The organism is Azospirillum sp. UENF 112521, assembly GCF_058780665.1.
Genome location: NZ_JBSNCI010000005.1, coordinates 227801 through 243484 on the forward strand (window position 1 = coordinate 227801; position 15684 = coordinate 243484).

A 15684-nucleotide genomic window follows, 5' to 3' on the forward strand; every position below is an offset into this window, starting at 1 on the left:
AGCCCGCGATGAGCACGGTTGTCATCCTCTGCGATCATGCCCACCCCAGCGGCGGGCTGGCGAAGGTCGCCATAGCGAGTGCGGTCGGGTTGGCCGGGCGCGGCCATCGGGTCCATTTCTTCACCGCCGTGCCGCCGATCGATCCGGCCCTGCTGACCGACGGCATCTCCGTCCATTGCCTGGAACAGGCCGACCTGAAGGGCAATGCCGACCGTGTGCAGGCAGCTCTGCGGGGTCTCTGGAACCGCGAAGCGGCGCGTGCCCTGGAAAGCCTGCTTGCCCGCTGCCCGGCCAACGACACGGTGATCCACGTCCATGGCTGGGCCAAGGCACTGTCGCCCAGCGTCTTCCCGGTCTGCCGCAAATCTGGCCTACCGGTGCTTCTGACCCTTCACGATTATTTCCCGCTCTGCCCCAACGGCGCCTTCTTCGTCTTTCCGGAAGGCATCAACTGTCCGCACCGGGCGCTGTCCGCCGGCTGCCTCGCCACCGACTGCGACGCCCGCGCCCTGCATCACAAATGGTGGCGGGCGGCCCGCCATGCGGCGGGGGCGCTGGCAGGCGGCTTCACCGGGGGCATGGCGTTGGTGACGCTCAGCGACCGGCAACGCGCGGTGATCGCCCCCCACCTTCCGCCCGGCACCATGACCTTGCCAATCCCGAACCCGGTGGAAGTGGAAGACCTCGGTCCGGCTCCGGTCGCCGACAACCGCCACATGCTGTTCGTCGGTCGCCTGTCGCGCGAGAAGGGCGCTGCCCTGCTGGCGGAAGCGGCGGCCGAGGCCGATTGCCCGGTGCGCTTCGTCGGCGACGGCGACGAGAGGGAGACCATCCGCCGGCTGAACCCGGAGGCGGAGCTTGCCGGCTGGCTCCCATCCGACGGAGTGCTGGAGGAGGTGCGGCGGGCGCGTGCCCTGGTGGTCCCGTCGCTGTGGTATGAGACCTTCGGCCTCGCCGCCTATGAAGCGCTGGCAAATGGCGTCCCTGTCATCGTCAGCGACAATTGCGCGGCGGCGGAGGCGGTCCTGTCCGGCGAGAACGGCTTCCTGTTCCGCAGCGGCGACGCCGCCGACCTCGCCCGCTGCCTGAAGCTGTTCTCCCACGATGCGGAGGTGAAGCGGACGGGCCGCAACGCCTATGACCGCTATTGGCAAGCCCCCTTTACCCTGGACCGCCATCTCGACCGGGTGGAGGAGGTCTATCGCACCGCCCTCAGCGGCGGGCTCCAGCGACCGGCACGGGTTCGCGCACCATGAATGGCCGAACCGGCAACCGCATCGGCAGGCGTAAGCTGCTGGCCGCGGCCCTGGCACTGCCGGTAGCCGGATCCGCCACCGTCACCGCCGAGGCGGCCCCAGACAAGCCATCGCGCCCGTCCCCCAGCCCATCGCCAAGCCCCCAGCCCACCCCGTCGCCGCGGAACGGCCCGGCCCTGTCGATCCGCGACCGCGGCGCCGTCGGTGACGGGCGCAGCCACCCCCTGTCGGAACGCTACAAGACCCTGGAGGCGGCGCGGCGCGTCCATCCGCATGCCCGCTCCCTGGACCAGGAATGCGATTGGGCAGCCCTGCAAGGCGCTGTCCTGGAGCTGTCGCGCAGCGGCCAGGGCGGGACGGTGCTGGTGCCGCCGGGCCAGTACCGGCTGGACGGCGAGATCGTCCTGCCCAACCTCGACCGCTACGACGATGCCTTCAACGAGGTCGAGATCGTCGGCGCCGGCATGCGGGCCTCGCTGCTGTCCTGGCCGGAGGATCTTGGGCCGGGCCGCTTCGCCATCCGGGCCGCCAGCCGGCAGGCCGCCCGCGACGACAACAAGGGCTATCAGCGCAGCCGCATCGCCCATCTCAGCCTGCGCGGACCGAAGCCCGGCAACCGGCCGGGCGATGCGCCGCCGGGCATGGGCGGGGTGGCCCTGACCTCCCGCTTTCTGCTGGAGCGGGTCGGGGTCTACGGTTTCCGCGCCGGGGTGGATGTCTGGCGCGATCACTCCTCGCTGATCTCATGCCAATTGACCAAGAACCACATCGGTGCCTACTGGTCGGCGGGAACCGACAGCTTCGGCGATCATCTGTTCCTCGACACCGACCTCGCCGGCAACACGCTGGCCTCCATCGCCGTGGCGCCGGAGAACGGCATCGACCATGCCAGCTTCATCTCCTGCCATCTCGGTTTCTCGCCCTACGCCATCCTCGCGGAAGACGGGGCACCGAAGCGGACCTTCCTGTCCAACAACAAGTTCCTCGACTGCGCCTTCGAGGCTTGCGGCAACGGCTGGATCCAGGGGCCGATGGCGGAGATGTACGGCAATGTCCTGATCGGCTGCAGCGGCTCGCTGCTGCCCGACTATCGTCTGGCCGGGCGTCCGGTCACCGGCTTGATCGTGGTGCGGTCTCTGGAGCGCAACAGCTTCACCGGCGGCAGCGCCAGCTTCGGCGACGGCACCAACGACCGCGCCGCCGACATCGAGACCGCGGCCGTGGTCGCATCCTCGGCCGTCGGCAACCGTTTCGAGGATGCGGAACGGCTGATCCGCCTCGGCCGTGACGGGTTCGTGGCGGCGCTTAGCATCTCCGGCGCCTGCCGCGCCAACCGGTTCGAGGCGGTGGACTGCGCCGGCGAATTCCGCAAGGTGGGCTCCGGCGGCGTCGATGCCGGCAATCTGGTGCAGCGCGATTATGACCGGGTGCGGCGGTTGGAGCAGGACCGCCCGGCCGACGGCGTCGCCCTGACCTCCGCCCCTGCCGGCGGCGTCGTGCCGGTCGCCACCAGCGGCACCGCGCCGGTCGGCAAAACCCGTGCGGCCATCCGCATGGGCAGCCTCCTGCGCCCCGCCGTCGGCGTTCCCCAGAGGGTCGATTCCACTGCCGGCGCCGCAGCTGCGGTGGGCGTGGCGGTGGCGGACGCCCCGGCGGGAAGCGACAGCGTGACGATGGATTTGCGGCTGGGAGTGCGCTGACGGCACCCGGTCAGGAAGCCGATCCGGCCAACAGCCCCCGCCTCTCGACTGCCCGACCCGAGGATTCCGGTTCCTCCAGCAGGTCGGCATACCGCCCGGCCGTCACCGACCAGTCCTGGCTCTCGGCGATGCGTCGGCCGGCTTCGCCCATGCGGCGGCGGAGCGCCGGGTCGGCCGCCAGACTGCGCATCGCCTGCATCAGTTCGGCATGGGCGTCCGGGCGATCCAGCACGATGGCCGCGCCGTCTTCCAGCAGCCGGCCGGCACCGGCCAAGCGCGTGGTGACGACCGGCAGGCCGCTCGCCGCCGCTTCGAGCAGGACAAGGCCGAAGGGCTCGTAACGGGTCGGGAACACGAACAGGTCGGCCGCCCGCATCAGAGCCGCCACGTCGCGGCGGTGGCCGAGGAAGCGGACCCGTTCCTCCACCCCCAACGCCCGCGCCATCGCCGGGAATGGGCCGCCCCGCTCGTCGCCGGCCACCGCCAACGACAAATCCGGCACTTCGGCCAGCGCGCGCAGCACGCCGTCCAGATTCTTGCGGTCGCTGCGGGCATCGCCGACGAACAGCGCCACCGGCCGACCGGGCGGCAGGCCGAACAGCGCCGGGTCCGGCGTTCCCGGGCGGAACTCTTCGACGTCGACGCCATTGTCGATCACGCTCAGCCGCCCAGGCGCGATGCCGTCCCGGTGCAACTCGTCCGCCACGGTGCGCGAGACCGCCACCAGCCGGCCGGCACGGCGGAAGCTCCAGCGCTCGAACCCGACATTCAGCAACGTGTAGAGCGCCCGGTAGAGCGACAGGGGCGAGACGCCCTTGCGGATCGGGTGGGTGGGGGAGCGCATCCAGGCGGAATGGACGAAATGCACCGCATTCACGTCCGACCGCGCCCAGCTGACGAAGCCGTTCACCACCACCCTGTCCAGTCCCGGTCGGTCTCTCCCCCGGCGCTTTTCCCGTGCCAGCGCCTGGCTGGCCCGCCATGCGAATAGCTGGTCCTTCGCCAATTGCGTCGGCACCCCTCCCCCGTCGATGCGGACCCAGCGCAGGCGCGGATGACACGCCAGCTCGTCCGCCAGGTCCGAGGCGATGGCGACGACCTCGTGCCCGCGGCGGAGCAGTTCGTCGACCACGACCGCGTTCACGCGGCCCTGGCCGTCATGGCGGACGATCTTCTGCGTAACGACGGCGATGCGCAGGGATTCGGTGCGCATGTGGAGGCCTCCTGCCCTGCCTGATCTGCGGTACCGGCGGCGGTTCGTGCCGCAGTGGACCATGGAGGTGGAGCGAACGCCAAACAAACGAAAGATACGATCTCCACACAACAGGCTTAAGACTGCCGATGTCGGATTCAGTCTTTCAGCGTCTAAAGCATTCACGGACTCGAAATCGATTTTTTTGGAAGAGTCAAAGATGAGTCAGAGTCATGTCCCAAGATTGACTCTCTCAATTACATAAACTTTCGTGCGACTACTCCCAACGAGAAGGGTAATCCGACCGATACGGGTAATCCCGTTTTGGAAGATCTTAATATCCGATTAATAGGAGTCGTGCCGATGTCGTCCACCGGGTCCAATCTCATCGATGTCACCTTTGCGATAGATGCTTGGGGACAGGCTGCCGGCGGCATCTGGCCGCATCTGGCGCTCAAGCTCGATGGTGCGACCATCGGTCAGGCGACGGTGAACAGCAGCACCGCCGGCCGTTACACGATCACCGCCAAGGTCGCCGCCGGCAGTGCGCACAACCTTCAGCTTGTCTATGACAATGACGGAGTGGTCGGCGGCGCCGACCGCAACCTGTTCGTCCGCGCCGTGGCGGTGAACGGCACCTCGATTGCCGTCACCGACCCGTCGGTCACCTATGACAAGGGCGCGGTCGACGGAAAGGACGTGGTGAAGGGGCAGGAGGGGCTCTATTGGGGCGGCGCCCTGAACATGCCACTGCCCGCCTCGCTGTTCCCCGTCCCCACCTCGACCGATGCCGCCGAGGCGGTGGTCGCGACCCCGGCGGCGACCAAGTCCTTCAGCGTGGTCGTCAATGCCTGGGGCACCAGTGCCGGCGGCGTGCCGCCGCATTTCAAGCTTCTGGTCGACGGCAAGATGGTGGGCGATGCCAAGGTGGCCGCCACCAGCCAGACCGCCTACAAGTTCACGGTCGATCTCGATCCGGCCCTGGCGCACAAGGTCCAGGTCCAGTACGACAACGACGCCGTCGTCAACGGCCAGGACCGCAGCCTCTATGTCGGCTCCGTCGTGGTGAACGGCCACAGCGTCGCCTCGACCGCCGCCGGCGTCACCTATGACCGCGGCGCGCTGGACGGCAAGGATGTGGTTGCCGGCCAGCAGGGCCTGTGGTGGAACGGCACGCTCAGCATTCCCGTCAGCAAGGACATGCTGGCCAGCGGCACGACGACCACCCCCACGGCGCCGACCACGCCCACCACACCGACGGCGCCCGTCGCCACCCTGCCGAAGAACGACCACAGCGCGAGCGCCGGGGTCAGCAGCGAGCGTCCGCCGCTGATGTCGGACGTGTCGACCATCTCGTGGGGTGCCGACCGCGGGCTGGCGCCGCAGCACCTGTTCTGGGAATCGGTGCCCGATTACGCCAACGCCGCCCATCTGAAGGAAACCCGCGACGTTGCAGCCGGCCATCTGGCCGACGGGGTGATGCCGCTGATCGGCTTGCAGCTGTGGGAGGACACATTCGAGTTCTCGCAGAACGGCGGCGAGTTCGCCACTCTGGGCGGCCACAAGGCGTGGGTGTCGTGGGTCAAGGCCCATCCGCAGTATCTGGGACGTGACGGCGACGGCAATGTCCTGAACTCCGACAGCAGCAATCCCTATGGCTGGGGCTATGTCAGCCCGCTGATGCCGCTGGACGCCAAGGATGCACCGGCCGGCTGGACCGGCGGCACCGCCCATTATGCCGACTGGATGGCCGACAAGCTCGGGCGCCTGTCCGCCCTGACCGGCACACGCGGGTACGAGCTGGCCGATTTCTTCGACGGCAGCCCGCATTCCGGCGTGATGGACTTCTTCAACTCCCGCATGATCGCGGAGTTCAGCAGCAAGACCGGCATCAAGGTGGCCGGCAGCACGCTGGCGCAGCAGGCGCAGGACATCGTCGACAACCACCCGACCCAGTGGCTGGACTATTTCGTCGACGGCTGGGCCTATGGCTGGAAGGCGCTGGACGACGCCATCGTGAAGAACACCGGCAAGGCCGCCTGGCTGACCACCCAGGTGTCCTTCACCCCGGCGGCGATGCGCGAATTCGCCGGCGTCGATGCCCGCGTGATCGCCGACAAAATGAACGAGAAGGACATCCTGTTCAACGTGCAGACACTCGAACGCTTCGAGATGCAGCACAAGCAGGCCCCGGCCTCCTACGAGCAGGCGATGCTGGGCATCCATGCCGCCCGCGCGCCGGATGCCCATTTCGGCCACATGATGTCCTCGTCGGAGGACGATTACTGGGGCGCGGTGAACAGCCTCTACTCCGGCGTCACCGGCACGGTCCGCGACGAGCTGGGCTGGGGCCGGCTGGAACAGACCTGGCTGCAGAGCGGCTGGACCATGATCGCCGACGACCAGGGCGGCGTCCGCCGCGCGGCGGAACAGTGGTCGCGCAGCTATCACGACTGGGGCGAGGTGAAGCAGCCCTGGCTGGACATGCTGCGCGACATCGTGCCGACCCGTCCCTTCGGCCCGGCGCTCTATTACAGCGCCAACGCCGAAAAGGCGATGAATGCGCTGGAGCCGGCCGGCAACTCCATCGGCAATGCCTATCTCGGCGAATTGCTGGAGCCGATCACCAAGCTGCACGACGCCGGTGTGCCCTTCGGCTATTACGTCAGCGACGCCGCCCTGCAATCGATGACCAAGGCCAGCGCGCCCAGCGCCTTCATCATCCCGCAGGCCACATACGAGGGACACAACCTGTTCAGCGATGCCGAGATCGCCGCCCTGAAGGCCAAGGCCCCGGTCCTGATCGGCGACGAGGCGCTGAACTACCACCACCCCTTGACCTTCACCGACAAGGATCCGGATGCCCAGATCACCGGATACGGCTTCTACGATCAGAAGGACCGGCTGATCGTCGTCGCCTCCGACCGCGTCGATTTCAACGACACCGCGGCGCGCAAGGCGGTGGCCACCCACGTGGAATTGCAGCTCGCCAACGGCCACTACACGGTCCAGGACCTGATGCACAACACCACCCAGGGTTTCGACGTGGTGAACGGCGTCGGCGGCTTCGACACCACCATCGCCCGCTGGGACACCGGCGTCTATGCCATCACCCACGACGTGGCGGCATAAGGCGGCGGCCAAGACGCAGCTAGCCGGAACGAAAATGGAGCCCCGTCCAGGCGGGGCTCCATTTTCGTTTCCATGGTCAACGAAGATTCTCCTGGCAACCGCTGTTTAAGAGTCTATATTATCGATGGTGAACTGGCGCAGATCGGACAGATCACAAGTCATTCCATCTAACATAAGTTGCTTTATCCCGACGTTTCTCTTCTTAGTATGGAAAAATCGTTTGGATCCCTTCCCTTCGGACCCGCCACGATTGGCGATATACCTTGGAGCCCCTACTGTCTTTGTCGGGTAATCATCTCTATCCCGGTACACGAGGATGGTTTATTATTGCTGTCCGTCTGACAAGGGACTCCGCCCTGACAGGGTGAGTCTCTCCCCCACTGAGCCTGGAACAATTCCAAAAGTGCAGCAGACAATGCCGTGAGTGCCGGATCATAGTTTGATCTAAATTCGAACGGGCGAGCACGACACCAGCGATACAACGTGCATCGTCCATCGGAATTGCGGCATTGCGCGGCCAAGCGCGGCGGCATCGGAGACTGCGGAGGCAACGGTCCGAACGGGGGGCCGAAGGTCGGACGCCGGGCATAAGAATCCGGCTAACCTGAATTGCCACGCACCGGTAACGCCGACGTCCAAGCACAGCGTCCAGGGGGGAAAAGCCTGCCTTCCGGCCGCGCAATGCCGTCCACCAATTCGTCTATTCCTGGGGGAGACGGACATGTCCGATCGCATTCGTGTGATTGTTCACAACCAAAGCCGATTGCTGCGCGAATCCATCCTGAACATTCTGGATGACTGCTTCGAGGTCATCGACCCACAAAGCCGGCTTGCAACTGGACTTTCACCCAAGACGATGTGGAACGGCAGAACCAACGGCGCCGCCGACCGCTATTCCGACGGGTTCTCCGCCAGGGGGGCTGTGGCCACGCTGGAGGCGCCGCCTGGAAACGGCTCTGGAAACGGCAATCCCGACCGATCCGCCGACATCGTGCTGTTCGACCTCGCCTCGCTGAAGACCGACGCCTGGAACTTCCGCAGCTGGTACGGCGAGCAGGCCAAGCTTGCGATGATCGCCGACGAATTTTCCGCCCACCACATGCGGATGGCCCTGCGGTTCGGCGTGCGCGGCTATCTCCTGAACCGGATGGCGCCGGCCGCCTTCGTGCTGTCCCTGCGTCTGATCCATGCCGGCGAGCCGGTGGTGCCGGAGGAATGCTTCGATTACTTCTCTCCCACCGCACTGCGCCGCGGTGGCGAGGATGGGGCGATGGCCCAGCATGAAACCGAATTGCTGGGTTATCCCGGGCTCTATCCGCGTCATGCCCGCATCCTGAAACTGATCATGGACGGATGCAGCAACAAGGAAATCGCGCGCGAGATGCTGATGACCGAAGATCTCGTGAAGCTTCATGTCCGCCACATCATGCAGACCATCAACGTCCGCAACCGCACCCAGGCCGCCCTCTGGGCCGCCCAGAGCGGCATCATCCAGGAGATGGAATATTTCCTGGAACGGACGGCGCCGTAAGCTGGGGTGTCCCCTCTCCCGGCGGGAGAGGGGGACAGCGGTCAGGCCGGAACCACGCTGTTGCCGAGGAAGGCTTCAAACTGGTCGATCGGCAGCGGCCGGCTGATCAGATAGCCCTGGATGCGGGTGCAGCGCTGCTGGCGCAGCATGTCGGCCTGCTCCTGCGTCTCCACCCCCTCGGCGATGGTGTCGAAGCCCAGGCTCTCGGCAAGATTGACGATGGTGCCGACGATGGCCGGGTCGGTGGTCGACTTCACGATGTCGCGGACGAAGCTGCGGTCGATCTTCAGCGTGTCGATGGGGAAGCGCTTCAGATAGGCCAGCGAGGAATAGCCGGTGCCGAAATCGTCGATGGACAGGCGGACGCCGATGTCCTTCAGTCCGTTGAGGATCGTCACCGCCTTCTCGATGTCGCCGATCATCGCACCTTCGGTCAGTTCCAGTTCCAGCCGGTCGGCCGGTATGCCGGCCGATTCCACAACGCTGCGCACAAAACCGACGAGGCGGGCATCCTGGAACTGGCGCGGCGACAGGTTCACCGACACCGAGGGGATCGGCAGGTCGCGCCGGATCCAGTCGGCCAGCCGTCGGCAGGATTCGATCAGGGTCCAGGCGCCGATTTCCCAGATCAGGCCGGTTTCCTCGGCAAGCGGGATGAACTCCGCCGGGCTGACCACGCCGCGGACCGGGTGACGCCAGCGGATCAACGCTTCCGCCCCGATGGTGCGGTTGCCGACCAGATCGATCTTGGGCTGGAAGTGCAGTTCGAACTCATCGCCGCCGCTGGCGCGGCGCAGGTCGCTCTCCAGCCCCAGCGTGAAGCCCGACCGCTCGCGCATCCCGCTGTCATAGAAGACATATTTGTGCTCGGGATTGCGCTTGGCATGGTACATCGCCAGATCGGCGTTGCGCAGAAGCTGGTCCGCCGTCTCGCCGTCGTCGGGATAGAAGGCGATGCCGATGGATGCGCCGCAGAAAAGCTCCTGATTGTGGACGCTGAAAGGCTCCGACATCGAATAGAGCACCTTCTCGACCAGCCGGGCTCCGGCGGAGCGGTCGGCGGCGTCGGGTGCAACGATCAGGAACTCGTCCCCGCCCAGCCGGCCGACGGTGTCGGTCATGCGGGTGCAGTTGCGCAGACGCCGGGCAACCAGCTTCAGCAGCTCGTCGCCGGCATGGTGGCCCAGCGTGTCGTTCACCTGCTTGAAGCGGTTGAGGTCGAGGAAGGCGACGGCCACCTTGCTCTTGGTCCGCTGGGCGCGGACGATGGCCTCCTCCAGCCTTTCGCAGACCAGCCAGCGGTTGGGCAGGTCGGTCAGCCGGTCAAAGCTGGCCTGATAGCGGATCTGGTGTTCCTGCGACTTGCGCTGGCTGATGTCGGCGATCGTCAGGACGTAATGTTCAAGCACGCCGTTCGGCGCACGGACCGACGTCACCGACAGGGCGGCGGCGAAGGCGTCGCCGGAATGGCGGAAGCTGGTGACCTCCCCCTGCCAGCGGCCGGCCTGCCGCGCCGTGGTCCAGATGGCGTCGACGAATTCCCGCTCGTGAGAGCCGGGGGCGAAGAGCACCAAAGGCTTGCGGAGCAGTTCCTCCCGCTGGAAGCCGGTCATGATTTCGTAGGCCGGGTTGATCGCCTGGACGGTCAGTTCGGGATCGACGATCAGGATGCCGTCGGCCACGCTGTCGAACACGGTGGCGAGCAGCCGGATCTTCTCCTCATGCTGCTTGCGCTCGGTGATGTCCTGGACGGTGCCTTCGTAATAGCGGATGCGGCCGGCGGCGTCGCGCACGCAACGTGCACTTTCCGAAATCCAGATGATGGTGCCGTCGCGGCGGAAGACGCGCGCCTCGAAGCTGAGGACGCGGTCCTGGCGGGCCATCAGGTCGGCGAAGGCCTCGCGCTTGCCGGGATCGACATAGAGCTGGCAGGCGATGTCGGTGAGGTTGGCGATCAGGTCTTCGGGCGAAGCATAGCCGTAGATGTCGGCAAGCGCCGGATTGACCCGCAGGTAACGGCCGTCGACGGTGGTCTGATAGATGCCTTCGACAGCATTCTCGAAGATGCTGCGATACTGTTCTTCAGTGTCGTGAACTCATAGTACGCGCCTCATCCGACGCCGATCCCGAACCGCCTGGAAACAACATAGGCCTGCAACTCAAACAACGATTGTGGAACTGCCATCTTTCCGCAATGCGGCAAAGTAGACGCCGGTTCGATGAGGCCCGTCAAGCACCATCGCCTGTACTGTCTCATAGTACGAAGGGAAAATATAACAAAAAGGTAACCGTTCCTGACCATTACCGGCACATACGATCCGAAACATTGATCAGAGCATTGATTCACAACGATAGTCTGATGAGTTACGGTTAAAATTCTGAAAGATTTCTCCGTCATGGCCCGCTCTGTAACGGCTGCTCCCTTATCCGGTCCCACAAACGCTCTTGTACAAATGACTGATTTTTATCCAGCACTGCCCGCTCTTTGAGCAACGGCGGTTCCTCTTTGCGTTGCAAACTCGTCGCGACAGTCGAAATGTCGCTGCTTTGCTGTATTCCGGCGTTTGGCACATCCTGTGCAAAGTGCCTCCTGTTCAAGCCAACGGCGGTTTGACCAGCGCGGACCCAAAGACTGCGGCCCGCACCCAAATCACACGCAACGCGTCCTCCCCCCGCCCCGCCCCGCACCGGACCGGTGCCGCGCGGATCTCACCGGACGCTGCCGTGCCGTTTCTTCAGCGCTTGTTCCAAGGGGACTTGTCATGTCGTATCTCGTGCCCTCCGAGTTCGTCACCAAAATGGTGGACGCCGGCGAATCCAAGATTTTCATGTCCACCCGCGACACGGTCATCCGCGCCTTCATGGCCGGGGCGATCCTGGCGCTGGCGGCGGTCTTCGCCGTCACGGTCACGGTTCAGACAGGGTTCCCGATCATCGGTGCCATCCTGTTCCCCGTCGGCTTCTGCATGCTGTATCTGCTGGGCTTCGACCTGCTGACAGGCGTGTTCGTGCTCACCCCGCTGGCGCTGATCGACAAGCGGCCGGGCGTCACCATCAGTGGCGTGCTGCGCAACTGGGGGCTGGTGTTCATCGGCAATTTCCTAGGCGCGCTGACTGTGGCGGTGATGATGGCCGTGGTCTTCACCTATGGCTTCTCCACCCCACCGGACAAGGTCGGCACCGTCATATCCCACATCGGCGAGAACCGGACGCTGGGCTACGCCCAGTATGGCGCGGCAGGAATGCTGACCATCTTCCTGCGCGGCATGCTGTGCAACTGGATGGTCTCCACCGGGGTCGTCGGCGCCATGATCTCCACCTCGGTCAGCGGCAAGGTGATCGCGATGTGGATGCCGATTATGCTGTTCTTCGGCATGACCTTCGAGCATTCGGTGGTGAACATGTTCCTGTTCCCGTCGGCGATGCTGATGGGCGGCAACTTCTCGGTCATGGACTACATGATCTGGAACGAGCTGCCGACGGTGCTGGGCAACCTGATCGGCGGCCTCGCCTTCACCGGCCTGACGCTCTATGCCACCCATGTCCGCACGGCACCCAAGCGCCGCTTGCCGCAGCCCCACCTGCAGCCGGCCGAATAAAGCCACCCTGCCCGTCCGTCCGCTCTCCCCGGTCCGCCCTGGACCCGGGGAGAGCGGAGTTTTCCTTGAGCGGGGCCGGCATCGTGAAAGAGCTGCGGATTTCCATCGGCCAGTGGTCCGACAAGGGGCGTAAGGAGACCAATCAGGATTTCCATGGAGCGCTGATCCCGATCGCACCGTTGCTGGCCATGAAAGGCATCGCGGTGGCGCTGGCCGACGGCATCAGCACCAGCCGGGTCAGCCACATCGCCAGCGAATCCGTGGTGAAGAGCTTCCTGACCGACTATTATTGCACACCGGAAAGCTGGTCGGTCAGGATGTCGGCGCAGCGGGTTCTGGCGGCGACCAATTCCTGGCTACACGCCCAGAACCGGCGCAGCGAATACCGCTACGACCAGGACCGCGGCTATGCCTGCACGCTGAGCGCGCTGGTGTTGAAATCGGCCACCGCGCATTTGTTCCATGTCGGCGATTCCCGAATCTACCGCCTCGCCGGCCGGTCGCTGGAGCAGCTGACCGACGACCACCGCGTGGTGGTATCGTCCGAGGTCAGCTATCTCGGCCGCGCGATGGGCGTGGTGCCGCATGTCGAGATCGACTGCCGTGAGCTGCCGGTGGAACCCGGAGACGTCTTTCTGCTGGCGACCGACGGCGTCTATGAGCATGTCGATGCCGAATTTTTAATCAACACAATCGACAGGCATCCGGACGACCTCGACCGCGCAGCCCGATGCGCGGTCGAAGAGGCGCTGCGACGCGGCAGCGCCGACAACCTGACTCTCCAGATCGTCCGAATCGATGCGGTTCCTGACGCCGATGCCGGGGACCTGTTCCACCGGCTGTCCGATCTGCCCGTGCCGCCCCTGCTGGAGCCGAGGATGGAGTTCGAGGGCTACCGCATCCTCCGGGAATTGCACGCCAGCAGCCGCAGCCATGTCTATCTGGCCCAGGACGGTGCAGGCGGTTCAGCGGTAGCCCCGGCGGTGGCGCTGAAGGTGCCGGCCATCGACCGCCGTGACGACCGCGCCCACCTCCGCCGCTTCCTGATGGAGGAGTGGATCGCCCGCCGGCTCAACAGCCCCCATGTGCTGAAGCCGCCGCCGCAATGCCGGCCGCGCCGCCACCTCTATGTCGTCACCGAGTATATCGAGGGGCAGACGCTGACCCAGTGGATGCGCGACCACCCCGACCCCGACCTGCCGACGGTGCGCACCATCGTCGAGCAGATCGGCAAGGGATTGCAGGCCTTCCACCGGCTGGAGATGCTGCACCAGGATCTGCGGCCCGACAATGTGATGATCGACGGCACCGGAACGGTGAAGATCGTCGATTTCGGATCGGTTCTGGTCCCCGGCATCCTGGAAACCATGCCTGACGCCGACCGCGGCGAGATTCTGGGCACCCTTCAATACACCGCGCCCGAATATCTGTTGGGGGAGGGCGGAACGCCGGCGTCGGATCTCTATGCGCTGGGGGTCATCGCCTATCAGATGCTCACCGGCCGCCTGCCCTACGGCGCCGATGCGGCGACGGCCACCACGCGGGCGCGCCAGCGCAAGCTGGCCTACCGCACCGCCCTGGACGACCGGCGGGCGGTTCCCGCCTGGATCGACGGGGTGCTGCGCAAGGCGGTCCACCCGGACCCGGCCAAGCGCTATCGGGAAATGTCGGAGTTCCTGTACGACCTGCGCCATCCGCGCAAGCAGGCGACCGGCATGCGGCGCCGGCCGCTGATCGACCGCAACCCGCTGGCCTTCTGGCAGGGGCTGTCGGCACTGCTGGCATTGGCCGTGCTGATCCTGCTGGCCGGCCGGGTCTGACCGGCCCGCCAGCAGGAGGACCGGGCGGTCAGTGCCCGTGGGCGACCTTCGCACCTTCCTTCAGCTTGAACAGGCGCGAGCAGTAGGGGCATTCGACTTGGCCCTCGCGATCCAGCGTCAGGTAGACCAGCGGATGGCCCAGCGCGCCGCCGCCGCCGTCGCACCCGACGGTCGAGGTTTCAACAAGGATCGTCTCGGTCGGCTGCATAGCAGTCATCCTCTGTTTTGACAGGCGCGCCGGTTCACGCCATCGTGGACACGCCCGCTGTCCGGGCCCCCGATCAGGGTTCCGCGCGCGCGGGCCGGATGATACCCATCGCGCGCCGCGGATCAACGGGGGAAACCACCGGACACCGGGGCTTTTTCGCAAACCGCAAACATCATGGTTCAGGATCAATGGCCGCGCCAACCGATACCCCCACGCCCGTCTCGCTCCCGGCCAACGCGGTGGAGCTGCGCGGCCTGACCAAGATCTACCAGCCGACCGGAAAAGCCGGGCCGAAGCACGCGCTGAAGGGCATCGACCTCGCCATTCCGCGCGGATCGCTGTTCGGGCTGCTCGGACCCAACGGCGCCGGCAAATCGACGATGATCAACATCCTCGCCGGGCTGGTGAACAAGACCGGCGGCACTGCCACCATCTGGGGGCATGAGGTGGCCGACCATCCGCGCCGCGCCCGCGCCTCCATCGGCGTGGTGCCGCAGGAACTCAACATGGACCCCTTCTTCACCCCGCGCGAGATGCTGGAGCTTCAGGCCGGCCTCTACGGCGTGCCGAAGAAGGAGCGCCGGACGGACGAACTGCTCGACGCCGTCGGGCTGGCCGACAAGGCCGATGCCCACGCCCGCTCGCTGTCGGGCGGCATGAAGCGCCGGCTGATGGTGGCAAAGGCGATGGTCCATACGCCGCCGGTGCTGATCCTGGACGAGCCGACCGCCGGCGTCGATGTCGAGCTGCGCCGCCAGCTGTGGGACTATGTGCGCACGCTGAACAAGTCCGGCACCACCGTCCTGCTGACCACCCATTACCTGCAGGAGGCGGAGGAGCTGTGCGACACCATCGCCATCATCAACCACGGGCAGGTGGTGGCGTGCGAGCCGAAGACGACGCTGCTGCGCCGGGTCGACAACAAGGCGCTGTGCCTGACCCTGGAGCGTGACCTGACCGCCGCCCCGCCCGCGCTGGATGGCTACACGGTGGAGATGCCGGAACCGCGGCGGATGGTCGTCCGCTACCACCCGAGCCGCCAGCGTGCCGGCGCCATCCTGTCCGCTCTGGCGGCTTCCGGAATTGGGATCGTCGATGTCACGACCGAAGAGTCGGATCTTGAAGATATATTCCTCCAACTGACGGGTGGTGCTCACAGCGACACAGGGGTAATCCATGCGGCATAGCGGAATGGCGGCTGTTCTCGGGTTAGGGCTTCTGCTTGGCGGCTGTGCCGCGGATTTCC

General features: G+C 65.8%; 10 protein-coding genes. 7 read left to right on the forward strand and 3 right to left on the reverse strand.

Features of this window, described 5'->3' with window-relative positions; genetic code table 11:
- Positions 1–8 precede the first annotated feature (8 nt).
- Positions 9–1256 (forward strand): glycosyltransferase family 4 protein, encoded by a 1248-nt coding sequence (locus ACWPN8_RS25985; RefSeq protein WP_492242837.1) that lies wholly within the window; start codon positions 9–11, stop codon positions 1254–1256.
- A complete protein-coding gene (locus ACWPN8_RS25990) occupies positions 1253–2956 on the forward strand; it encodes a DUF2190 family protein (RefSeq protein WP_492242838.1) in 1704 nt (567 codons plus the stop codon). Before ACWPN8_RS25985 ends, ACWPN8_RS25990 begins: the two co-directional genes overlap by 4 nt.
- A gap of 10 nt (positions 2957–2966) precedes the next feature.
- Here the strand turns inward: ACWPN8_RS25990 and ACWPN8_RS25995 are convergent, their stop codons facing one another.
- A complete protein-coding gene (locus tag ACWPN8_RS25995) occupies positions 2967–4169 on the reverse strand; it encodes a glycosyltransferase family 4 protein (protein WP_492242839.1) in 1203 nt (400 codons plus the stop codon).
- Between the two features lie 342 nt (positions 4170–4511).
- Here ACWPN8_RS25995 and ACWPN8_RS26000 point away from each other — a divergent pair, with 342 nt between their 5' ends.
- Together ACWPN8_RS26000 and ACWPN8_RS26005 are read left to right on the forward strand one after the other, a co-directional pair.
- Positions 4512–7280: a carbohydrate-binding domain-containing protein gene (locus ACWPN8_RS26000; RefSeq protein WP_492242840.1), complete on the forward strand. Its 2769-nt coding sequence runs from the start codon at positions 4512–4514 to the stop codon at positions 7278–7280.
- A gap of 721 nt (positions 7281–8001) precedes the next feature.
- Entirely contained in the window at positions 8002–8811 is an 810-nt protein-coding gene (locus ACWPN8_RS26005) for a LuxR C-terminal-related transcriptional regulator (RefSeq protein WP_492242841.1), read from the forward strand.
- Positions 8812–8852: 41 nt separating this feature from the next.
- Here the strand turns inward: ACWPN8_RS26005 and ACWPN8_RS26010 are convergent, their stop codons facing one another.
- Positions 8853–10877, reverse strand: a complete 2025-nt coding sequence (locus tag ACWPN8_RS26010) for a putative bifunctional diguanylate cyclase/phosphodiesterase (protein ID WP_492243189.1) — start codon at positions 10875–10877, stop codon at positions 8853–8855.
- A 696-nt stretch (positions 10878–11573) separates the two neighbouring features.
- On the opposite strand from ACWPN8_RS26010, the gene ACWPN8_RS26015 reads away from it, so the two are divergent.
- Positions 11574–12410 (forward strand): formate/nitrite transporter family protein, encoded by an 837-nt coding sequence (locus ACWPN8_RS26015; RefSeq protein ID WP_492242842.1) that lies wholly within the window; start codon positions 11574–11576, stop codon positions 12408–12410.
- Positions 12411–12475: 65 nt separating this feature from the next.
- Complete coding sequence (locus ACWPN8_RS26020) at positions 12476–14230, forward strand: bifunctional protein-serine/threonine kinase/phosphatase (RefSeq protein WP_492242843.1); 1755 nt, start codon at positions 12476–12478, stop codon at positions 14228–14230.
- A gap of 28 nt (positions 14231–14258) precedes the next feature.
- Here the strand turns inward: ACWPN8_RS26020 and ACWPN8_RS26025 are convergent, their stop codons facing one another.
- Entirely contained in the window at positions 14259–14438 is a 180-nt protein-coding gene (locus ACWPN8_RS26025; protein WP_412504566.1) for a zinc-finger domain-containing protein, read from the reverse strand.
- 188 nt (positions 14439–14626) lie between these two features.
- Here ACWPN8_RS26025 and ACWPN8_RS26030 point away from each other — a divergent pair, with 188 nt between their 5' ends.
- Complete coding sequence (locus ACWPN8_RS26030) at positions 14627–15625, forward strand: ABC transporter ATP-binding protein (protein WP_492242844.1); 999 nt, start codon at positions 14627–14629, stop codon at positions 15623–15625.
- The last annotated feature ends 59 nt before the right edge of the window (positions 15626–15684 follow it).

Bases quoted from the DNA above. Each gene is read 5' to 3' on its own strand.
- ACWPN8_RS25995 (WP_492242839.1), bottom strand. From the start codon at position 4,169: ATGCGCACCGAATCCCTGCGCATCGCCGTCGTTACGCAGAAGATCGTC.
- ACWPN8_RS25985 (WP_492242837.1), top strand. From the start codon at position 9: ATGAGCACGGTTGTCATCCTCTGCGATCATGCCCACCCCAGCGGCGGG.
- ACWPN8_RS26000 (WP_492242840.1), top strand. From the start codon at position 4,512: ATGTCGTCCACCGGGTCCAATCTCATCGATGTCACCTTTGCGATAGAT.
- ACWPN8_RS25990 (WP_492242838.1), top strand. From the start codon at position 1,253: ATGAATGGCCGAACCGGCAACCGCATCGGCAGGCGTAAGCTGCTGGCC.
- ACWPN8_RS26005 (WP_492242841.1), top strand. From the start codon at position 8,002: ATGTCCGATCGCATTCGTGTGATTGTTCACAACCAAAGCCGATTGCTG.
- ACWPN8_RS26015 (WP_492242842.1), top strand. From the start codon at position 11,574: ATGTCGTATCTCGTGCCCTCCGAGTTCGTCACCAAAATGGTGGACGCC.
- ACWPN8_RS26030 (WP_492242844.1), top strand. From the start codon at position 14,627: ATGGCCGCGCCAACCGATACCCCCACGCCCGTCTCGCTCCCGGCCAAC.
- ACWPN8_RS26025 (WP_412504566.1), bottom strand. From the start codon at position 14,438: ATGCAGCCGACCGAGACGATCCTTGTTGAAACCTCGACCGTCGGGTGC.